The 16,238-nt window shown below is 59.5% G+C and carries 15 protein-coding genes; 5 read left to right on the forward strand and 10 right to left on the reverse strand.

All coding sequences use genetic code 11. The features are described from left to right. Window positions 1–3: 3 nt before the first annotated feature. The 3 genes from nikC to ACI3K0_RS16480 are packed head-to-tail and all read right to left on the reverse strand — an operon-like array spanning window position 4 to window position 3,511. Window positions 4–906: a nickel transporter permease gene (gene nikC, locus ACI3K0_RS16470; protein WP_404945835.1), complete on the reverse strand. Its 903-nt coding sequence runs from the start codon at window positions 904–906 to the stop codon at window positions 4–6. Further along, a complete protein-coding gene (locus ACI3K0_RS16475) occupies window positions 903–1,916 on the reverse strand; it encodes an ABC transporter permease (RefSeq protein WP_404945673.1) in 1,014 nt (337 codons plus the stop codon). The genes nikC and ACI3K0_RS16475 overlap by 4 nt, the downstream gene beginning before the upstream one ends. Beyond that, window positions 1,913–3,511 (reverse strand): ABC transporter substrate-binding protein, encoded by a 1,599-nt coding sequence (locus tag ACI3K0_RS16480; protein ID WP_404945674.1) that lies wholly within the window; start codon window positions 3,509–3,511, stop codon window positions 1,913–1,915. Before ACI3K0_RS16480 ends, ACI3K0_RS16475 begins: the two co-directional genes overlap by 4 nt. Window positions 3,512–3,719: 208 nt before the next feature. On the opposite strand from ACI3K0_RS16480, the gene ACI3K0_RS16485 reads away from it, so the two are divergent. Then, window positions 3,720–4,757: a dipeptidase gene (locus tag ACI3K0_RS16485; RefSeq protein WP_404945675.1), complete on the forward strand. Its 1,038-nt coding sequence runs from the start codon at window positions 3,720–3,722 to the stop codon at window positions 4,755–4,757. A gap of 55 nt (window positions 4,758–4,812) precedes the next feature. On the opposite strand, the gene ACI3K0_RS16490 is transcribed toward ACI3K0_RS16485, so the two are convergent. The 6 genes from ACI3K0_RS16490 to ACI3K0_RS16515 all read right to left on the reverse strand — a co-directional run bounded on the left by ACI3K0_RS16490 (window position 4,813) and on the right by ACI3K0_RS16515 (window position 11,753). Continuing rightward, window positions 4,813–5,919, reverse strand: coding sequence for a glycoside hydrolase family 105 protein (locus ACI3K0_RS16490; protein WP_404945676.1), 1,107 nt, complete (start codon window positions 5,917–5,919; stop codon window positions 4,813–4,815). Beyond that, window positions 5,916–7,481 (reverse strand): glycoside hydrolase family 28 protein, encoded by a 1,566-nt coding sequence (locus ACI3K0_RS16495; protein ID WP_404945677.1) that lies wholly within the window; start codon window positions 7,479–7,481, stop codon window positions 5,916–5,918. The genes ACI3K0_RS16490 and ACI3K0_RS16495 overlap by 4 nt, the downstream gene beginning before the upstream one ends. 66 nt (window positions 7,482–7,547) lie before the next feature. Beyond that, on the reverse strand, window positions 7,548–8,816 hold the full coding sequence (locus ACI3K0_RS16500) for an ABC transporter substrate-binding protein (protein WP_183820788.1): 1,269 nt from the start codon (window positions 8,814–8,816) through the stop codon (window positions 7,548–7,550). Between the two features lie 29 nt (window positions 8,817–8,845). Further along, complete coding sequence (locus ACI3K0_RS16505; protein WP_183820789.1) at window positions 8,846–9,961, reverse strand: ABC transporter ATP-binding protein; 1,116 nt, start codon at window positions 9,959–9,961, stop codon at window positions 8,846–8,848. Between the two features lies 1 nt (window position 9,962). Continuing rightward, a complete protein-coding gene (locus ACI3K0_RS16510) occupies window positions 9,963–10,796 on the reverse strand; it encodes a carbohydrate ABC transporter permease (RefSeq protein ID WP_343062367.1) in 834 nt (277 codons plus the stop codon). Window positions 10,797–10,871: 75 nt separating this feature from the next. Next, window positions 10,872–11,753, reverse strand: a complete 882-nt coding sequence (locus tag ACI3K0_RS16515) for a carbohydrate ABC transporter permease (protein ID WP_148145213.1) — start codon at window positions 11,751–11,753, stop codon at window positions 10,872–10,874. Window positions 11,754–11,965: 212 nt separating this feature from the next. Here ACI3K0_RS16515 and ACI3K0_RS16520 point away from each other — a divergent pair, with 212 nt between their 5' ends. Next, window positions 11,966–12,880, forward strand: a complete 915-nt coding sequence (locus ACI3K0_RS16520) for an AraC family transcriptional regulator (RefSeq protein ID WP_148145212.1) — start codon at window positions 11,966–11,968, stop codon at window positions 12,878–12,880. Window positions 12,881–12,893: 13 nt separating this feature from the next. Here the strand turns inward: ACI3K0_RS16520 and ACI3K0_RS16525 are convergent, their stop codons facing one another. Further along, window positions 12,894–13,286, reverse strand: a complete 393-nt coding sequence (locus ACI3K0_RS16525) for a winged helix-turn-helix transcriptional regulator (RefSeq protein ID WP_404945678.1) — start codon at window positions 13,284–13,286, stop codon at window positions 12,894–12,896. A 116-nt stretch (window positions 13,287–13,402) separates the two neighbouring features. Between ACI3K0_RS16525 and ACI3K0_RS16530 the strand changes: the two genes are divergently transcribed. The 3 genes from ACI3K0_RS16530 to ACI3K0_RS16540 all read left to right on the forward strand — a co-directional run bounded on the left by ACI3K0_RS16530 (window position 13,403) and on the right by ACI3K0_RS16540 (window position 16,223). Beyond that, window positions 13,403–14,416, forward strand: a complete 1,014-nt coding sequence (locus ACI3K0_RS16530; protein ID WP_404945679.1) for a zinc-binding alcohol dehydrogenase family protein — start codon at window positions 13,403–13,405, stop codon at window positions 14,414–14,416. 218 nt (window positions 14,417–14,634) lie between these two features. Beyond that, window positions 14,635–15,516 carry a dihydrodipicolinate synthase family protein gene (locus ACI3K0_RS16535; protein ID WP_404945680.1) on the forward strand — a complete coding sequence of 294 codons (882 nt, stop codon included), beginning with the start codon at window positions 14,635–14,637 and terminating at the stop codon, window positions 15,514–15,516. 35 nt (window positions 15,517–15,551) lie between these two features. Continuing rightward, a complete protein-coding gene (locus ACI3K0_RS16540; RefSeq protein WP_404945836.1) occupies window positions 15,552–16,223 on the forward strand; it encodes a GntR family transcriptional regulator in 672 nt (223 codons plus the stop codon). Window positions 16,224–16,238: the final 15 nt, after the last annotated feature.

Raw genomic sequence — 16,238 nt, forward strand, 5'->3', positions numbered from 1 at the left:
CCGTCAGTTCCCCTTCGGATCCAGAACGTCGCGCAGCGCATCGCCCAAAAAATTGAAGGCGAGCGAGACGAAGAAGATGGCAATGCCGGGAATGGCGGCAACCCACCATTGTTCGAAGATGAAGCGCTTGGCTGTCGCGATCATCGCACCCCATTCCGGCGACGGCGGCTGGGCGCCCATGCCGAGGAAGCCGAGCGAGGCGGCGGTGATGATGATCGACGACATGTCGAGCGTGACGCGAACGATCAGCGTCGGCACACAGAGCGGCATGATGTGACGGAAGATGATGCGCCAGGAGGAGCCACCGGTCAGGCGATAGGCTGCGATGAAGTCGCTGCCGCGAACCGTCAGCGTTTCGGCACGGGCCATCCGGGCATAGGGCGGCCAGGCGGTCAGCGCGATGGCGAGAATGGCGCTTTCGACACCCGGCTTCAAGGCGGCTACGAAGGCGAGGGCCAGAACGAGGCGCGGGAAGGCGAGGAAGATGTCGGTGATGCGCATCAGGATCGTATCGACGATGCCGCCGAAATATCCTGCAATACAGCCGATGGCGAGGCCAATCGGGGCGACGAGCACGACAACGGCGATGACCATGCCGAGGGTTACGCGGCCGCCGTAAAGCAGGCGCGAATAGATGTCGCGGCCGAGTTCATCAGTACCGAACCAGTGCAGCGCGCTTGGGGCTGCAAGGCGGTTGGCCAGATCCTGCGCTGCCGGATCGTGGGTGGCGAGCAGCGGTGCGAAGATCGCGATGCCGATGAAGATCGCGATGATGGTCAAGCCGATCATGCCGAGCGGATTGCCGCGCAGGTTCAGCCAGATGCGGTACCAGTTGCCCCAGGCGGCCTGGCGGCGCGAGGACGGATTTTCGTCCAGCGCCCAGTTTCGGAAGGTGGCGTTCATTATTGTACCCGTGGATCGAGGACGCGGTAGAGGATGTCCGCAATCAGGTTGAGGCCGACATAGATGAGGCCGATCAGCAGCGTGGTGCCGACGACCGGGTTCATGTCCGCATTCATAAGCGATACGGTCAGATACTGGCCGATACCCGGCCACGAGAACACGGTCTCGGTGACGACGGCGCCTTCGAGAAGGCCGGCATAGGTCAGCGCCATGACGGTGACGAGCTGCACTGCAACCGTCGGGAAGGCGTGGCCCCAGATGACCTTGGTCAACGACAGGCCCTTTGCGCGGGCGGTGATGACGTATTCGCCCTTCAATGCGTCGATCATGAAGGCGCGCGTCATGCGGGCGATATAGGCCATCGAGAAATAGGCGAGGATGATGACCGGCTGGGCCATATGCGCAAGCGCATCCTTGAACGCATCGAAATCGCCGGCGATCAGGGTGTCGATCGTCAGGATGCCGGTGACCGTATCGATCATGCCGTCAAAAATGATGTCCTGGCGGCCGGGGCCGGGGGCGAGGTCGAGCCAGGAATAGAAGATCAGAAGCGAGATCAGCGACAGCATGAACACAGGCACAGAATGGCCGGCGAGGCAGACGACGCGGATCGCCTGGTCGGTGAACGTGCCCTGGCGCACAGCTGCCCAGACGCCGAGCGGAATGCCGATCAGCGCGGCCAGGATGAGGGCCGCGGTGGCAAGCTCGAAAGTGGCCGGGAAGAAACGGACGATATCGGTCGCGACCGGGTTCTTGGTCAGAACCGACATGCCGAAGTCGCCGTGGGCCAGCTGGTAGAGATAATGCAGGAACTGCACCGGAATGGGCTGATCAAGGCCCATTTCGGCGCGTACGCGAAGAATGACATCCTCAGGTGCATTGTCGCCAACGGCGGCAATGACCGGATCGACCGGCATGACCCGGCCGATGAGGAAAGTCAGGACAGTCAAACCGAACAGCGTCAGGAGGACGCTGCTCAGTGTTGCTGCAAGGCTTTTAAAACGTCTGTTCACGCCTTGTTGGTCCCGAGGTAGGAGTTGCCTTCAGACAGAACGCCGATCTGGAAACCGGTAACGCCCTTGCGGCAAGCTGCGGTCTTGGTGTTCTGGAACATGACCGCGAACGGGCTGTTGTGCATGAATTCGCGCTGCAGGGCTTCGTAGAGTTCCAGACGCTTGGCCGGGTCCTTCTCGTCGCGGGCAGCTTCTGCCTTGGCGGTCAGCTCGTCGTTCTTGAAGCTGGAGCGCCATGCGAACGGCTTCTTCTTGGCGTCGTCCGAATTGTCCTTGTTGATGCAGAAGACTTCGGCATTGGAGTTCGGGTCGAAATAGTCGGTGCCCCATGCGGACAGCGCCATTTCGTGCTGGCGGGCGCGCATCTTGGTGAGAACCTGGCGGTTTTCAGCCGACTGCAGCTTCACGCGGATGCCGATTTCGCCGAGGTTCGACTGGATCGCCTGGGCGATATCCGGAGCCGGCTGTGCCGAGTAGTGGTCGAGAGTGATGTCGAAACCGTCTGCGAGACCGGCTTCAGCCATCAGCGCCTTGGCCTTGGCGACATCCTTCTGGAACGGCGTATCCATGACCGTGCCCGGGAAGCCTGCCGGTTCCATGCTCTGGTGGACGGCATGCGTCAGCGGGATGATGTTCTTCTGGATGCCTTCGTAGTCGAGCGCCCACTTGACGGCTTCCCAGACCTGCGGCTTTGCGAGGTTCGCATTGGTCTGGTTCATCGAGATCAGCATCAGGGATGCGATCTGCTTGCGGACCAGAACGACGTTCTCGTCGGACTGCAGCACCTTCAGCTGTTCCGAGGTCAGGTCGCGGGCGATATCGACGTCACCCTTCTGCAGCATCAGCATCTGCGAGGACGGATCGACGACGTGGCGGATGATGACGCGCTTGAGATTGCCCTTGTACGGGCCGTGCTCGTTGAGCGTCAGCGCGATGCTTTCGGAAGCCTTCCAGGACTGAAGCTTGAACGAACCGGAGCCGGCGCTGTTCTTCTGCAGCCAGGCATTGCCGAGGTCGCCGTTCACTTCGTTTTCGAGAACCGTCTTCTTCTCGACGATGGCGCCGATGTTTGCCGAGAGGCAGAACAGCAGGAAGGAGATTGCGGTCGGCTTTTCGGTCGTCAGCGTGACGGTCTTTTCGTCCTTGGCAACGATCATGGCTTCGACATTTTCTGCCGTGAAGCCGAACTGGTTGATGATGAAGGCCGGGCTCTTGTTCATCTTGATGGCGCGCTGCAGCGAGAACGCAACGTCGTCCGCGGTAACGGCTGCGCCTGAGGCGAAGGTGGAGTTGCCGAGCTTGAAGGTGAAGACCTTGTTGTCGGCATCGGCTTCCCAGGAAGCGGCGATGACCGGGAGGACTTCATTGGGGTTGTCGCTGTTGGCGCGAACCAGCTTTTCGTACATGTTGCTGATCATCTCGCCACCGACGGCCTCAAAACCCTCATGCGGGTCAAGGCTGGTCATGTTGTCGAGCTGCTGGGCAACAACCAAGATGTCCTTCGGCGTGGCCGCGAAAACGGTGTCGGCCAGGTTGATGTAGGACAGGAAGGGCAGGGCTGCGCCGCCGATCAGGAAGTTACGTCTGGATACCATTGCTATATTCCCCATTGAACAACTGAACCCCCATAATTTGAAGGGTCAGCAAGATTTTGCCGCAATTTGTCGCGCGTCTTAACAGTGCGTTTACGGGCCGACCAATTCCATTTTTCGAATAGGTTATGCGCGGTTTGCATTTGCGACCGCGGCCCCACCTACTTACGGATAGCCACAACTGATAGGTTCCGGCAGGACGATTTTGAAAATGTTGAACAATCCTCTCCCGATTTTCGATGGCCACAACGACGTGCTTCTCCGCTTGCGACGTAGTGGCGGCAACGATCCGGTAAAGCGTTTTATTGAAGGCGAAGAAACAGGACATATCGACCTGCCTCGCGCCAGGGCCGGCGGCCTGGCCGGCGGTCTATGCGCTATTTACGTGCCCTCGCCAAGCCTGACGAAGGACGCGAACGGGGATTATCCAACACCTTCGCAGCCCGATGCACTGAATGAGACGCTGGCGATGGCGCGGCTTCTTTTCGATATCGAAGCCCGCTCGCAGGGCGCAGTGACCGTATGCCGCACGGCCGACCATATCCGCCGATCGATCGAAACCGGTAGTTTTGCCGCGGTCTTTCATATCGAGGGAGCGGAAGCGGTCGCCGCCGATCTGGATGCACTTCACGTGCTGCATCAGGCGGGCCTGCGCACGCTCGGCCCGGTCTGGAGCCGGCCGAATGTCTTTGCTTACGGTGTGCCGTTCCGCTACCCGTCATCGCCGGATATCGGTCCGGGCCTGACGGATGCCGGTCGCGACCTGATCCGTGCCTGCAACGAGCTGAAGATCATGATCGACCTGTCGCATATGAACGAGGCAGGTTTCTGGGAGATCGCCAAGCTTTCCAAGGCGCCGCTGGTTGCCTCGCATTCTAACGTGCATGCGCTTTGCAACCACAGCCGCAATCTCACCGATCGCCAGCTCGATGCTATTCGCGATACGGGGGGGCTTGCCGGCATCAATTTCGGCGTGCTGTTCCTGCGTGACGACGGGGTGAAGGACCCGAATACCAGCATCGATCTTCTGGTGCGCCATGTTGCCTATATCGCGGAGCGGATCGGCATCGAGCATGTGGCGCTCGGTTCTGATTTCGACGGCACGACCATTCCGGCTGAGATGAAGGATGCAGCCGGCCTTCCCCTGCTGGTCGAAGCGCTACGCAAGCATGGCTTCAACGATGCCGAACTGAAGAAGATCGGCCACGAGAACTGGATTTCGGTTCTGGAACGCAGCTGGGCTGCTTGAGACTTAAGTGATTTGGCGGCATGAGAGCATGCCGCCAGGTTGTTCCGATTAATGGTCAGGCAGCCTTTGCCCTGATCGCCAGAGTGGCTTCCGCATAGGCCATCATGAAGGGGCCGACCCCCTTGGCGTCATCGGCCACGACTTCCTCGACGAGATAATAGGCCGGCGAGCCGTCACGATAACGGCCATTGAAGGGGCCAAGGCCTGCCACCTGGCAGATGCCTACAAGGCGGGTTTCGCCGTTTTCTTCGACAAGCCGTGTGTCGATAAGCGCTTCTGCCGCCTTCTGGCCGGAGGCGCGGATTTTCGACGCTTCTTCCGGGGATGTCAGATCCAGTCGCTCGGCCCGCAGCAGGGCATAGGCGAACATGGCCGATGCAGAGGTTTCGTCGTAATTGCCGGCAAGATCCGGGGCATCCAGCACCTGCGGCCAGAGGCCGGATTGCTGTTGCCTTTCGGCAAGTGCCAGAAGAACCGCGCGTGTCTGTTTTCTCAGCGTTGCTGTTGCCTGATCTGCGGGAAGAACTGCAAGGATATCGACCAGCGCCATGATCAGCCATCCGACGGCGCGCGACCAGACGGCCGGAGATTTGCCGGTGAGTTGATCTGCCCATTTTTCCGCGCGGCTGTCGTCATAGCCGTGGACATAAAGTCCGTTGCCGACCTGGGTCAGCGCGAGTGCCGTTGCCAGTTGCTGCAGGGCATCGGCGATCCTTGGCGTTTCACCGGACCGGAGCGCATATTCGACCTGGAAGGGCAGGCCCATATAGAGCCCGTCCAGCCAGACCTGGGAGGGATAGCGCTTCTTGTGCCAGTAGTTGCCGGCCGGGATGCGCGGATGCGCATCGAGCTGTGCGATCAGGCGGCGTGCTGCCGCCATGTAGCGGGGATCGCCGGTTTGCCGGTCGAGGAAGATCAACGCACGTCCCGGCAGGACGTTGTCGATGTTGAACTCTTCCTGAGTGTAGCCGGCAAGGCTTCCGTCCGGGCTGACCTGGGGATCAATCAGACGCAGGATATGGTCGAGCCAGCGCTGCTCGCCAGTTGCCTGATAGAGCAGTTCCAGTCCGCGATAGATGCAGCCGTCCTCATAGCACCAGTTGCCGTTCTTGTAGGCCTGGTAGCGAGTGCAGAATTGGTCGAAATAGTCGGTGGGTTTCATCGGGGTGCCAGTACGTTTGGGAGGGAGATCGGGTCGGTGGAGAGCAGGCTCGCATCATCGATGTCGATCTGCGCATGTTCGCAGAGGATCTGTTCGTGACGCATGGCCCGCACGCCATCGGCCATGATGGGAGGTGCCGCTATTGCGGCCGGGTCTGTGGAGTGAATACGCAGGCCGCGGATGCGGATGTTGCGGACCGGCATTTCCGGCAGGCCGAGGAAGACGCCTGCGGCAAGCGCCAAGCCATAGACATCGACGTCCTCGACGAAAATGCCGTCGACATAGGGCGTTCCCTCGACGACCGGTGCAGGTGTGCGAGACTGGACCCAGTTGTCATGGCCGTCTGCATCGCAGAAATAGTGGACGTTGGCCGAAAGCGTAACCAGGACGCCATCCATCTTTACACGGCGCATGGTGATGTTGCTGATGCCGCCGCCACGACCGCGGCGGGTCTTTATCCGCAGACCGCGGTCGGTGCCGACCATATCGCAATCCTCGACGGTCACATCATGAACGCCGCCGGACATTTCCGAACCAATGACGACGCCGCCATGGCCGCGTTCCATGAGGCAATGGCGGATTTCGACGCCGCGGGTTTCGCTCAGGTGGTCCGCTTCGCCCTTGTTGCCGCGCTTGCCGGCCTTGATGGCGATGCAATCGTCGCCGACGGAGAAGCGCACGCCCTCGACCGTCACATTGCGGCAGCCTTCGGGGTCGAAGCCGTCGGTATTGGGGCTGTCATGGGGCGCCTGGATGTGGAGTGCCACCGCCGCCAGTCCGTCGCAGCCCTGCGGGTGGACGGTCCATGAGGGAGCATTGCGAATGGTGAAGCCGAGAAGAAGGGTTTCCTTGCAATCGACCAGGTGAAGGCCGCGCGGACGGCGTGCACCGTCGCGGGTTTCCTTCGGCCATGTCCACCAGTCGCCGGCGTCACCGGAGCCGTCGAGAGTGCCTTTGCCTTCGATCGTCAAACGTTCCGCGCCGATGGCATGAACGGGAGCTGCAAAGCAGGCATCGGGTAGTCCTTCCCAGCTGCCCAGCATGCGGCCGTCGTCAGCGCGCGCCGGGAGGATCGGCCAGCCGTCGCGGACGCTCGGTGCGCGAAGCACCGCACCTTCTGCGAGATGCAGGGTCAGGTCGCTCCGCAGCTTCAGGGGGAAGGCTGTCCATGTGCCGGGTGCAATATAGAGTGTGCCACCCAAGGGGGTGTCCGCCAAAGCCTTGGCAAGAGCGTCGGCATTTTTGCGCGCTGCGGCTAGGTCGGACAGATCGGTATTCTGAACAAGCCCATAATCGGCTGCCCGCACGAGGCCGGCGCAATCGCGGGTCCGGAATGAAAGAGGCTCGAAACCTTCCGCCTCGAAACGATAATCCGTGGCGGGATAAAGGGCATCAAGGAGGGTCACCACGGTGGTTGCCGTTCCCTGCTGTACGGGGTCACTTCCCCCATTGCGCAACAAGCGCCAGGCTAACGGCTGCGGCAGGGCATGACGTGCGCCAGGCACAGCCAGCCTTATGGCCGCGATCCGTGCTGAGATCGCAACTGAAATGGCTTTGTTCATCGTTTCTCTCTTGATTTATGCACCACCCGGCCCGCGCTCAGGCCGGGTGGAGAGTTCCGTCCGCGCTTAGTCGAACTTCTTCAGGGCGTCGTTCACGCCTTCGATGATCTGCTCGGCGGCTTCCGTCGAGTTGATCTGCTCGTAGGCATATTCTTCGAGCGTATCGATGATGATGCCGCGGATGACCGGGTTTTCGTCGAAGGGTGAAATCGTCGGGCCTTCGGAGGCCATGACGATTGCGTTGGCGGCGCGGACTTCCGGTTCGCCGGCATTGGTCAGTCGTGCCATGGCGGCCTTGGAGGCCGGAATGCCACGCGACGTACCGAGAATGTCGATGCCTTCCGGTTCATTCAGCAAGCAGTTGGTGATCTGTGCTGCTGCTTCCGGGTTCTTCGAGTTCTTCGAGATGGAGAAGACCATCGAGGGCTTGCGGAAGACGCCTTCGCTCTTGCCATTGGTCATCTTCAGCATCGGTACCGGCTTCAGGACCTGACCGTCTTTCAGCGGATCGGCATATTTCGAATAGGTCGAATCCCATTCGTAGGAACCTGCGATCTTGCCTTCCGACCAAGCCGGCTTTTCGAAAAGGTTGACGTTACCGTCGGCTGCTTCCTGCTTCTGCGAGCGGATCGCGCCGGTTTCCACCAGCTTGCCGAGGAAGTCGATGCCGGCTGCCAGTTCTTCAGGTGTCCAGGCTACACGGTTGGTCTTCGGATCAACCATGCCCTTGCCGGTGGCCTGGGTTACGGCCAGCGTCATCAGAAGATGCGCCGTCTCCTTGACTGCGTTGAAGGTGTAGTAGTCCGGACCGAGCTTTTCCTTGACCGTCTTGGTCATCGCAAAGAACTCATCCCAGGTGGTCGGAACGGCTACACCGGCTTTTTCAAGCGTCGTCGTGTTGAAGAAGAAGACGCGGCCGCTGGTGGAGACCGACAGGCCCTGCAGCACGCCATTCGTGGAGCCCGATTCCAGATCGCCGTCGCTCCAGTTCGAAAGGTCGAGACCCTTCAGGGTGCGCAGGTCGGCAAAACCCTTGCCGTCCTTCGAGAACAGCGGCAGCCACGGCCAATTGACCTGGATGATATCGGCTTCCGTCTTGCCTGCCATCTGGGTCGTCAGCTTTTCCAGATAACCGTCGAAACCGGTGAATTCGCCCTTCACCGTGTGTCCATATTTAGCGCCGCAGGCGGCAATTGCCTTCTGCGTTGCGACGTGGCGGCTTTCACCACCCCACCAAGACATGCGTAGTTCCGCGGCGCTTGCCGATGGGGCCATTGCGATGACCGCAAGGGCTGCTCCTGCAAGAAAGACGGATGATTTCAGTATGCTTTTCATGGTTGCCTCCTCAAATTGGCTTTAAATTGTTATGCCGCAATGCTGCCTCCATGCAGCGAAACGTTGCGGCCATCTGACTTGTCGAAAACGTGCAATGTCTTCGGGTCGGGGCGCAGGCGGATCACGTCGGATTGTCCCCTTGCCTCAAATTCTGCAGCACCCACCACGCTCACCAGCCTGCGGCCTTCGCAATCCGCATGCATGTAGACTTCGTGGCCCATGAACTCGGCATTCACGAGTTTTGCCTGCAGCGCCGGTCCTTCCGAGACCAGTGAGAACTGCTGCGGGCGGATGCCGAGAACGGCGTTGCCGGGCTGACTGGAAAGCCGGCCTGCGAGATCGCTGCCGAGCGCCAGGCGCTGGCTGCCCATGATGAACTCTCCGCCTTCCATAGCGCCTTCGACGAGGTTCATTTCCGGCGTACCGATGAAGCCTGCGACGAAAAGATTGGCCGGAGCGTTGTAGAGTTCCTTCGGGGTGGCGACCTGCATGATGTGACCGGCCTGCATGACGCAGATGCGGTCGCCCATGGTCATTGCCTCCGTCTGGTCGTGGGTGACGTAGATGACGGTCGGCGAGCTGCCTTCCGCCTTCAACTGGCGGTGCAGGTCGGTAATGCGGACGCGCATCGAGGCGCGCAGCTTGGCGTCGAGGTTCGACAGCGGTTCGTCGAAGAGGAAGACGCCGGGGTTCTTGATGAGTGCACGGCCGAGCGCGACGCGCTGGGCCTGGCCGCCCGAAAGCTGTTTCGGCAGGCGATCGAGCAACGGTTCGATTTCAAGGATTTCCGCGACCTTATCGACTGCGGCGGCGATTTCCGCCTTCGGACGACCGGCGATGCGCAGGCCGAAGGAGAGATTGCCGCGCACCTTCATATGCGGATAGAGCGCATAGTTCTGGAACACCATGGCGATCTGCCGCTTGCTTGGCGAGAGATCGTTGACGCGCTCTCCGCCGATGATGACGTCACCAGCCGTAATTTCTTCTAGGCCGGCGACCATGCGCAGTGTCGTCGACTTGGCGCAGCCCGACGGGCCGACCAGGACCATGAACTCGCCGTCCTTGATATCAAGATCGATGCCGTGAACGACCTTGTTGGTCTTGTTGTAGACTTTCTCGAGGTTTTTCAGTTGTACCTGTGCCATGTCAGCCCTTTCTGCCTCCCGCAGAGATTCCTTCGATGAAGTACCGTTGCGCTGCGAAGAACACGACAAGCGCAGGGGTGATGGTGAGCACCGACATCGCCAGGATGCGGTTCCATTCGAAGGCTTCGGTTGTATCGATTGAGAGTTTGAGCGCGAGGCTCACCGGATATTTGTCGACGGACGAGATGTAGATCAGCGGTCCGAGGAAGTCGTTCATCGTCCACATGAACTGGAACAGGCAGACCGAGACCAGCGCGGGCCCGAGCATGGGGACGACGATGAAGATCAGCGTCTGCAGGCTGTTTGCGCCATCGACACGGGCGGCTTCCTCCATGTCCGTCGGCAGCGAGCGCAGGAACTGCACCAGCATGAAGACGAAGAAGGCATCACCGGCGAGTGCGGACGGTACCCAGAGCGGCAGGAAGCTATCCAGCCAGCCGAGATCCCTGAAGAGGATGTATTGCGGAATGCGGGTAACGACGTTCGGCAGAAGCAGGACGGCGATGACCGATCCGAACAGGATCTTCTTCAGCGGGAACTCGAAGCGGGCAAAGGCGTAGGCCACCATCGTGCAGGAGATGGCCGTGCCGATGACCTTTGGCAGGATGATCAGGAACGAATTCCAGAAGAACCGGCCGAATGTATAGGGCGTGGAGGTCTGCCAGCCTTGGACATAACCTTCGACGGTCGGGCTTTCCGGCAGGAAACCGGCGCCGGCAAAGATCTCGGAATTGGTCTTGAAGCTTGCACCGACCAGCCAGATCAGCGGGTAGAGCATCAGGAAGCCAACACCGAAGAGCAGGGAGTAACGGACGACCGCGGAGATCAGGTCCATGCGGGCGCGTTTTGCTGCTGCTGCTTCATCCGAGATGCGGGCCGCAGTTTTGGGCATAGTGATATCGGCCATGGCTCAGCTCCTCTTGTCGCCGGCGTAGTAGACCCACTTCTTCGAGGACCAGAAGGCCACGATGGTGAGGATCATGATGATGGCGAAGAGCACCCAGGCGATCGCCGAGGCGTAGCCCATGTTGAACTTCTTGAAGGCCTCCTCGTAGATGTAGAGGGGCAGGAGATAGGTGGATTTCAGCGGGCCGCCTTGCGTGATGATGTAAGGGCCGTTGAACTCCTGGAATGCCTGGACCATCTGCATGACGAGGTTGAAGAAAATGACCGGTGTCAGCAGCGGCAGTGTTACGAAGAAGAAGGTCGTGACCTTGCCGGCGCCATCGATCGAGGCCGCTTCATAAAGCGACTTGTCGATCGACTGGAGGGCGGCAAGGAAGATCACCATGGCCGAACCGAACTGCCAGCAGCGCAGAAGCGTGATGGTGAAAAGTGCATTTGTCGGATCGCCGAACCAGTCTACCGGCGCAAAGCCGACAGCGCCGATCGCCATGTTGACGAGGCCTTCGGCCGAGAAGAGGTAACGCCACAGAACGGCGATGGCGATCGATCCGCCGAGGATGGACGGGACATAAAAAGCCGTCCGGAAGAAATTAATGAATTTAAGCTTGTAGTTGAGTATGGCGGCGATGAAGAGCGCGAAAGCAAGCTTCAGCGGCACGGTGGAAAATACGTAAATAAGCGTGACAGTCAGCGACTTGTCGAAAGTCCGGTCGCGGGTGAACAGGCGCTCATAGTTCGACAGCCCGGTCCATTGCGGGCTGCTCATCAGGTCGTAGCTGGTGAAGCTCAAATAAAGCGAAGTCAAAAAAGGGATGGCCGTGAATATGACGAGGCCAATCAAATATGGGGTCAGATAGGCATATCCCAGGAAGCGCTGAGACCTCATGAGGCGCCTCCAACGGGCAAATCACACCCGGTTATGAGAAATACATTTTTGTGCAAATCAAATTCCTCCTCCAGCCAATAGGTGCAAGGCTGTTATGCGTCAGTGGCTTAGCTGAAAGACTGAACATTCATCAATTCTGTTCCCCCTCCAGTATTTAGCGTGACATAATTTCATTTTCAGTCGAGAATGAATGAACAAACACGGAAAAAAAGATGGACGAAATCGAAGGTGGCATTCTCTCCAGCATCGCGCCCTCTGCGCTGTCGTTGAAACTCACTCGAGCGACGATCAAGATGGAGCATTCCAAGACGTGGCGCATTGACAAGACAAACCCCGTCGAAGATTTCGTCATCTGCCTGGAAGGCTGCGGCCACTATGTCATCGAGGGGGAGCGCCGGGTGATGGAGCCCGGTGACGCAATGCTTATCCGGCGTGGGCAGCGCTTTCGCGGCTGGAACCGCGGAACGACAATCTATAGGGGAATTGCCCAGCATTTTTCCTTGGACATCTACGGCAAGCATGACCTGATCGCGCAGATGCAGCTGAGACCTCATGTACGCCTGAAGAAGTGGCCGCTACTGGAGCCGCTGGTGCGGCAATATCGCCAGACGGCGCCGCCTTCTTCGCTGACCCTCAGCCAGCACCATCTCTTCATGTATCTGCTGATCGCCTATATCGAGGACGCGTTCATCGGCTGGAACGATAGTGCGACATATCAGACGGAAGGAACCGACGCCCTTGATCTGGCGGTAATGAAGGCTGCGGCGATGATCTCGGCCAATCCTCTCGATCCGGATATCGCGGAACAGGCGGTCGATGCCTCGCCCTTCAATGCTGACTATTTTTTGCGCGAGTTCAAGAAGCGGGTAGGCCACACGCCGCGCAAATACCAGGAGCAGAAGCGCATGGAGCGCGCCATGCATCTGCTGGAGGCGGGGATGCCGGTTGCCAATGCGGCGGCGGACGTCGGTTACGGCGATCCCTATTATTTCTCACGCATGTTCAAGCGTGTCTTCGGGGTGAGCCCGCGTGCGCATGTCGAACGGGTGAAGCGCAACCGGAACGGCGGCTTGCTCCGTTTCGATGAGGCCGAACAGATCAGATTGATGAGCATCGATCCTGGCTGATGCGCGTCACGGGTTATGCGGCGATATCGTCCATCTTGGGCTCGCGCGGATCCATACCGCGCGGCTTGCCATAGAGGCCGATATTGGCATCGCCCCAGAGTTTTAACGCAAGCAGGATGGGTTCCATGCTGCGGCCGAGTTCGGACAGGCTGTATTCCACCTTTGGCGGCACCTGGGCATAGACCTTGCGCTCAATCAGGCCGTCGTCTTCCAGTTCGCGCAGTTGATTGGTCAGCATGCGCGGTGTGACGTTGACGATATGCCTGCGGATTTCGTTGAAGCGCAGGGTTCCCGACAGAAGGTGGTAGAGCACGACGGACTTCCACTTGCCATCGATGAGACCAATTGCCGCTTCCACCGAGCAGCCGGGAGAGCAATCGAAACGGGAATGGCGGGCCTTGGCCATAACAGTATCCTTTTTGATACTACGTGCTGTTTTTGTGCGTATTGCACACATGTGAATATAGCCCATTTTGGTGACACATCAATCGACACTGCATTCGTCATCAAAAGGAGCAGATCATGAAGGCCATCGGTTACAGAGAAGCCGGCGCAATTGGGCGCGACGAGGCGCTGGAGGATATCGAGCTTCCCCGGCCGGTGCCGACGGGCCGGGATATTCTCGTCGAGATCGAAGCGATTTCCGTCAATCCGGTCGACACGAAGGTTCGCAGGGGCGTAACCCCGGAAGCCGGCCAGTGGAAAATTCTCGGCTGGGATGCTGTCGGCAAGGTGGTGGAGGCCGGGCCCGATGCGAAGAATTTCGAGATCGGCGACGAGGTGTTTTATGCCGGTTCACTGATCCGTCCCGGCGCCAACAGCCAGTTTCATCTGGTAGATGAGCGCATTGTGGGTCAGAAGCCAAAAAAACTGTCCAATGCCGAGGCCGCTGCCCTGCCGCTGACGGCGATCACCGCCTGGGAGATGCTGTTCGACCGGCTGGATATCGCCAAGCCGGTGCCGGGTGCGGCCAATGCGATCGTTATCATCGGCGGTGCAGGCGGCGTCGGCTCGATCGCCATCCAGCTTGTGCGGGCGCTGACCGATGTGACCGTAATTGCCACAGCTTCGCGGCCGGAAACGCAGGAATGGGTGAAGACGCTCGGTGCCCATCATGTGATCGACCATTCGAAGCCGATCGCTGCGCAGGTCGAAGCGCTTGGGATCGGCGCGCCCGCCTTCGTGTTCTCGACGACCGAGACCCATCGCCACCTGAAGGAGATCATCGATCTGATCGCGCCGCAGGGCCGGTTCGGGTTGATCGACGATCCCGAAAGCCTCGATGTGCTCGGCTTCAAGCGCAAGGCCGTGTCCATTCACTGGGAGCTGATGTTTACCCGCTCGATCTTCGAGACCGCCGACATTGCCGAACAGGGCAAGCTGCTCAACGAGGTGTCGCGACTGGTCGACGAGGGCAAGATCCGAACGACCGTGACCGAGACGCTATCGCCGATCAATGCCGCCAATCTGAAGAAGGCGCATGCGGCGATCGAAAGCGGAAAGACCAGGGGCAAGGTCGTGCTGGAAGGTTTCTAAGCCCGCTGGAAGGATGGCGTGCTGGTCTTCTGCCGCTACGCCATCCTCCTTTCAGCCTGTTCCAGCGCATTCCCCGATTGGCGGACGGCGATCGATCCTCCCGTGCGTTTCCTTCACGTAATCTCACTCGCGAAACCCGGTTTCACCGTGTTGAAAATTCTCCATTGACGACTGACATGTTAGTGAGTTAGCATTGAGAAATCAGTGGAGGATGACTAATGACACGCTTCGGACTTTCCGTCGCTTTGACTACGCCGTTTGGTGAGGATGGCGAGATACTCATCGACATGATGATTGCGCAGGCCAGGCGCAGCCTTGATGCCGGCTGCGCGAGCTGCACGCTGTTCGGCACGACCGGCGAGGGCTCGTCGATTGGTACGCAGGAACGCGAGCGTGTTCTTGCGGCCTTTATCGAGGCGGGCATCGCGCCCGAGCAGATCGTTGTCGGCGTTCTGGTGGATGCTGCGGAAGACGCAGCGCTTCAATCGTCGCAGGCGCTTTCCAAGGGCGTGCGCAACATCCTTCTGGCACCGCCATCCTATTTCAAGAATGTCAGCGATGATGGGCTTTTCGGCTGGTATTCGAAGGTCTTCAAGGATCTCGGCAAGCTGGCGCGCGATATCATCGTCTACAATATTCCGTCCGTCACCATGGTGCCGCTCAGTGTTTCGCTTGTCGGCCGGCTGAAACAGGCCTTTCCGGGCATCGTGACTGGAGTAAAGGACTCGTCTGGCGACTGGCCTTATACGCAAGAGCTTCTGAAGGCAAATTCGGACCTGATCATCTTGATCGGTGACGAGCGTCATCTGGCCGAAGGTGTGCGTATGGGCGGGCAGGGGGCGATCTCCGGCATGGCAAATTTTGCTCCGCACGAGATCGGTGCGATGGCAAATGAAGGTCGAGACGATGCCCGTGTGGTGGTTTTCGTCGCCGAGCTTCTGAAATATCCGGTCACGCCGGCTGTGAAAGCCATGGTGGCACGTCAGCTTGGCGACGAAAACTGGCTTGCGGTTCGCGCTCCGCTGCTTTCTATATCGAAGGACGGACAGAAGCAGCTCGGTCTTGTCTTCGACGGCCTGTTCCGGACGAAAGCGGCCTGAGGCCATAACAGGCTAAGCCTAAGAACAGGACGATGATGGACCAGCGCCACGATCAGCAGACGGAAGAGCCGACGCTCAGGGAAAAGGCTTATGAGAGCTTTACCCGGCATCTGCTGGCGCGTGACGTGCGTCCGGGGCAGTTCGTTTCCCAACGTCATCTGGTCGAGCTGACCGGTCTCACGCTCGGCGCCATCCGCGAACTTATTCCGCGGCTGGAGGCCGAGGGGCTGATCAAGACCGTGCCGCAGCGCGGTCTGCAGATCGCCCATATCGACCTGAACCTGATCCGCGAGGCTTTTCAGCTGCGTCTCTTCCTCGAGAAGGAGGCGGTTGCGCTGTTCGTCCAGACGGCGTCCGACGAGACTGTTGAAAAGCTGATCCGGCAGCATAGGGAAATCTCGGACGCCATCGCTTCGGGCAATGAAACGCCCGAACTCGATGCTCATGCGCAGGCTGTCGACTGGGGCATGCATGATGCCTTCGTCGCAGCACTCGACAATGCCATCATCTGGAACGTCTATCGGGTCAACTCGATCAAGATGCGCCTGATCAATCAGGAACGTTTCCGTATCAACGGCCGTGTCGCGCCCGTCATGGGCGAACACATGGCCGTGCTTGAAGCAATCAAGTGTCGTTCTGCCGACGGCGCCGTCGAGGCGCTCGTCAAGCATATCGGCCATGCAAGGGATCGTGCCTTGAGACTTTAAATACACGCGAAGCCG

It is taken from the genome of Rhizobium sp. ZW T2_16 (genome assembly GCF_044987325.1).
GTDB lineage: Bacteria > Pseudomonadota > Alphaproteobacteria > Rhizobiales > Rhizobiaceae > Neorhizobium > Neorhizobium cellulosilyticum.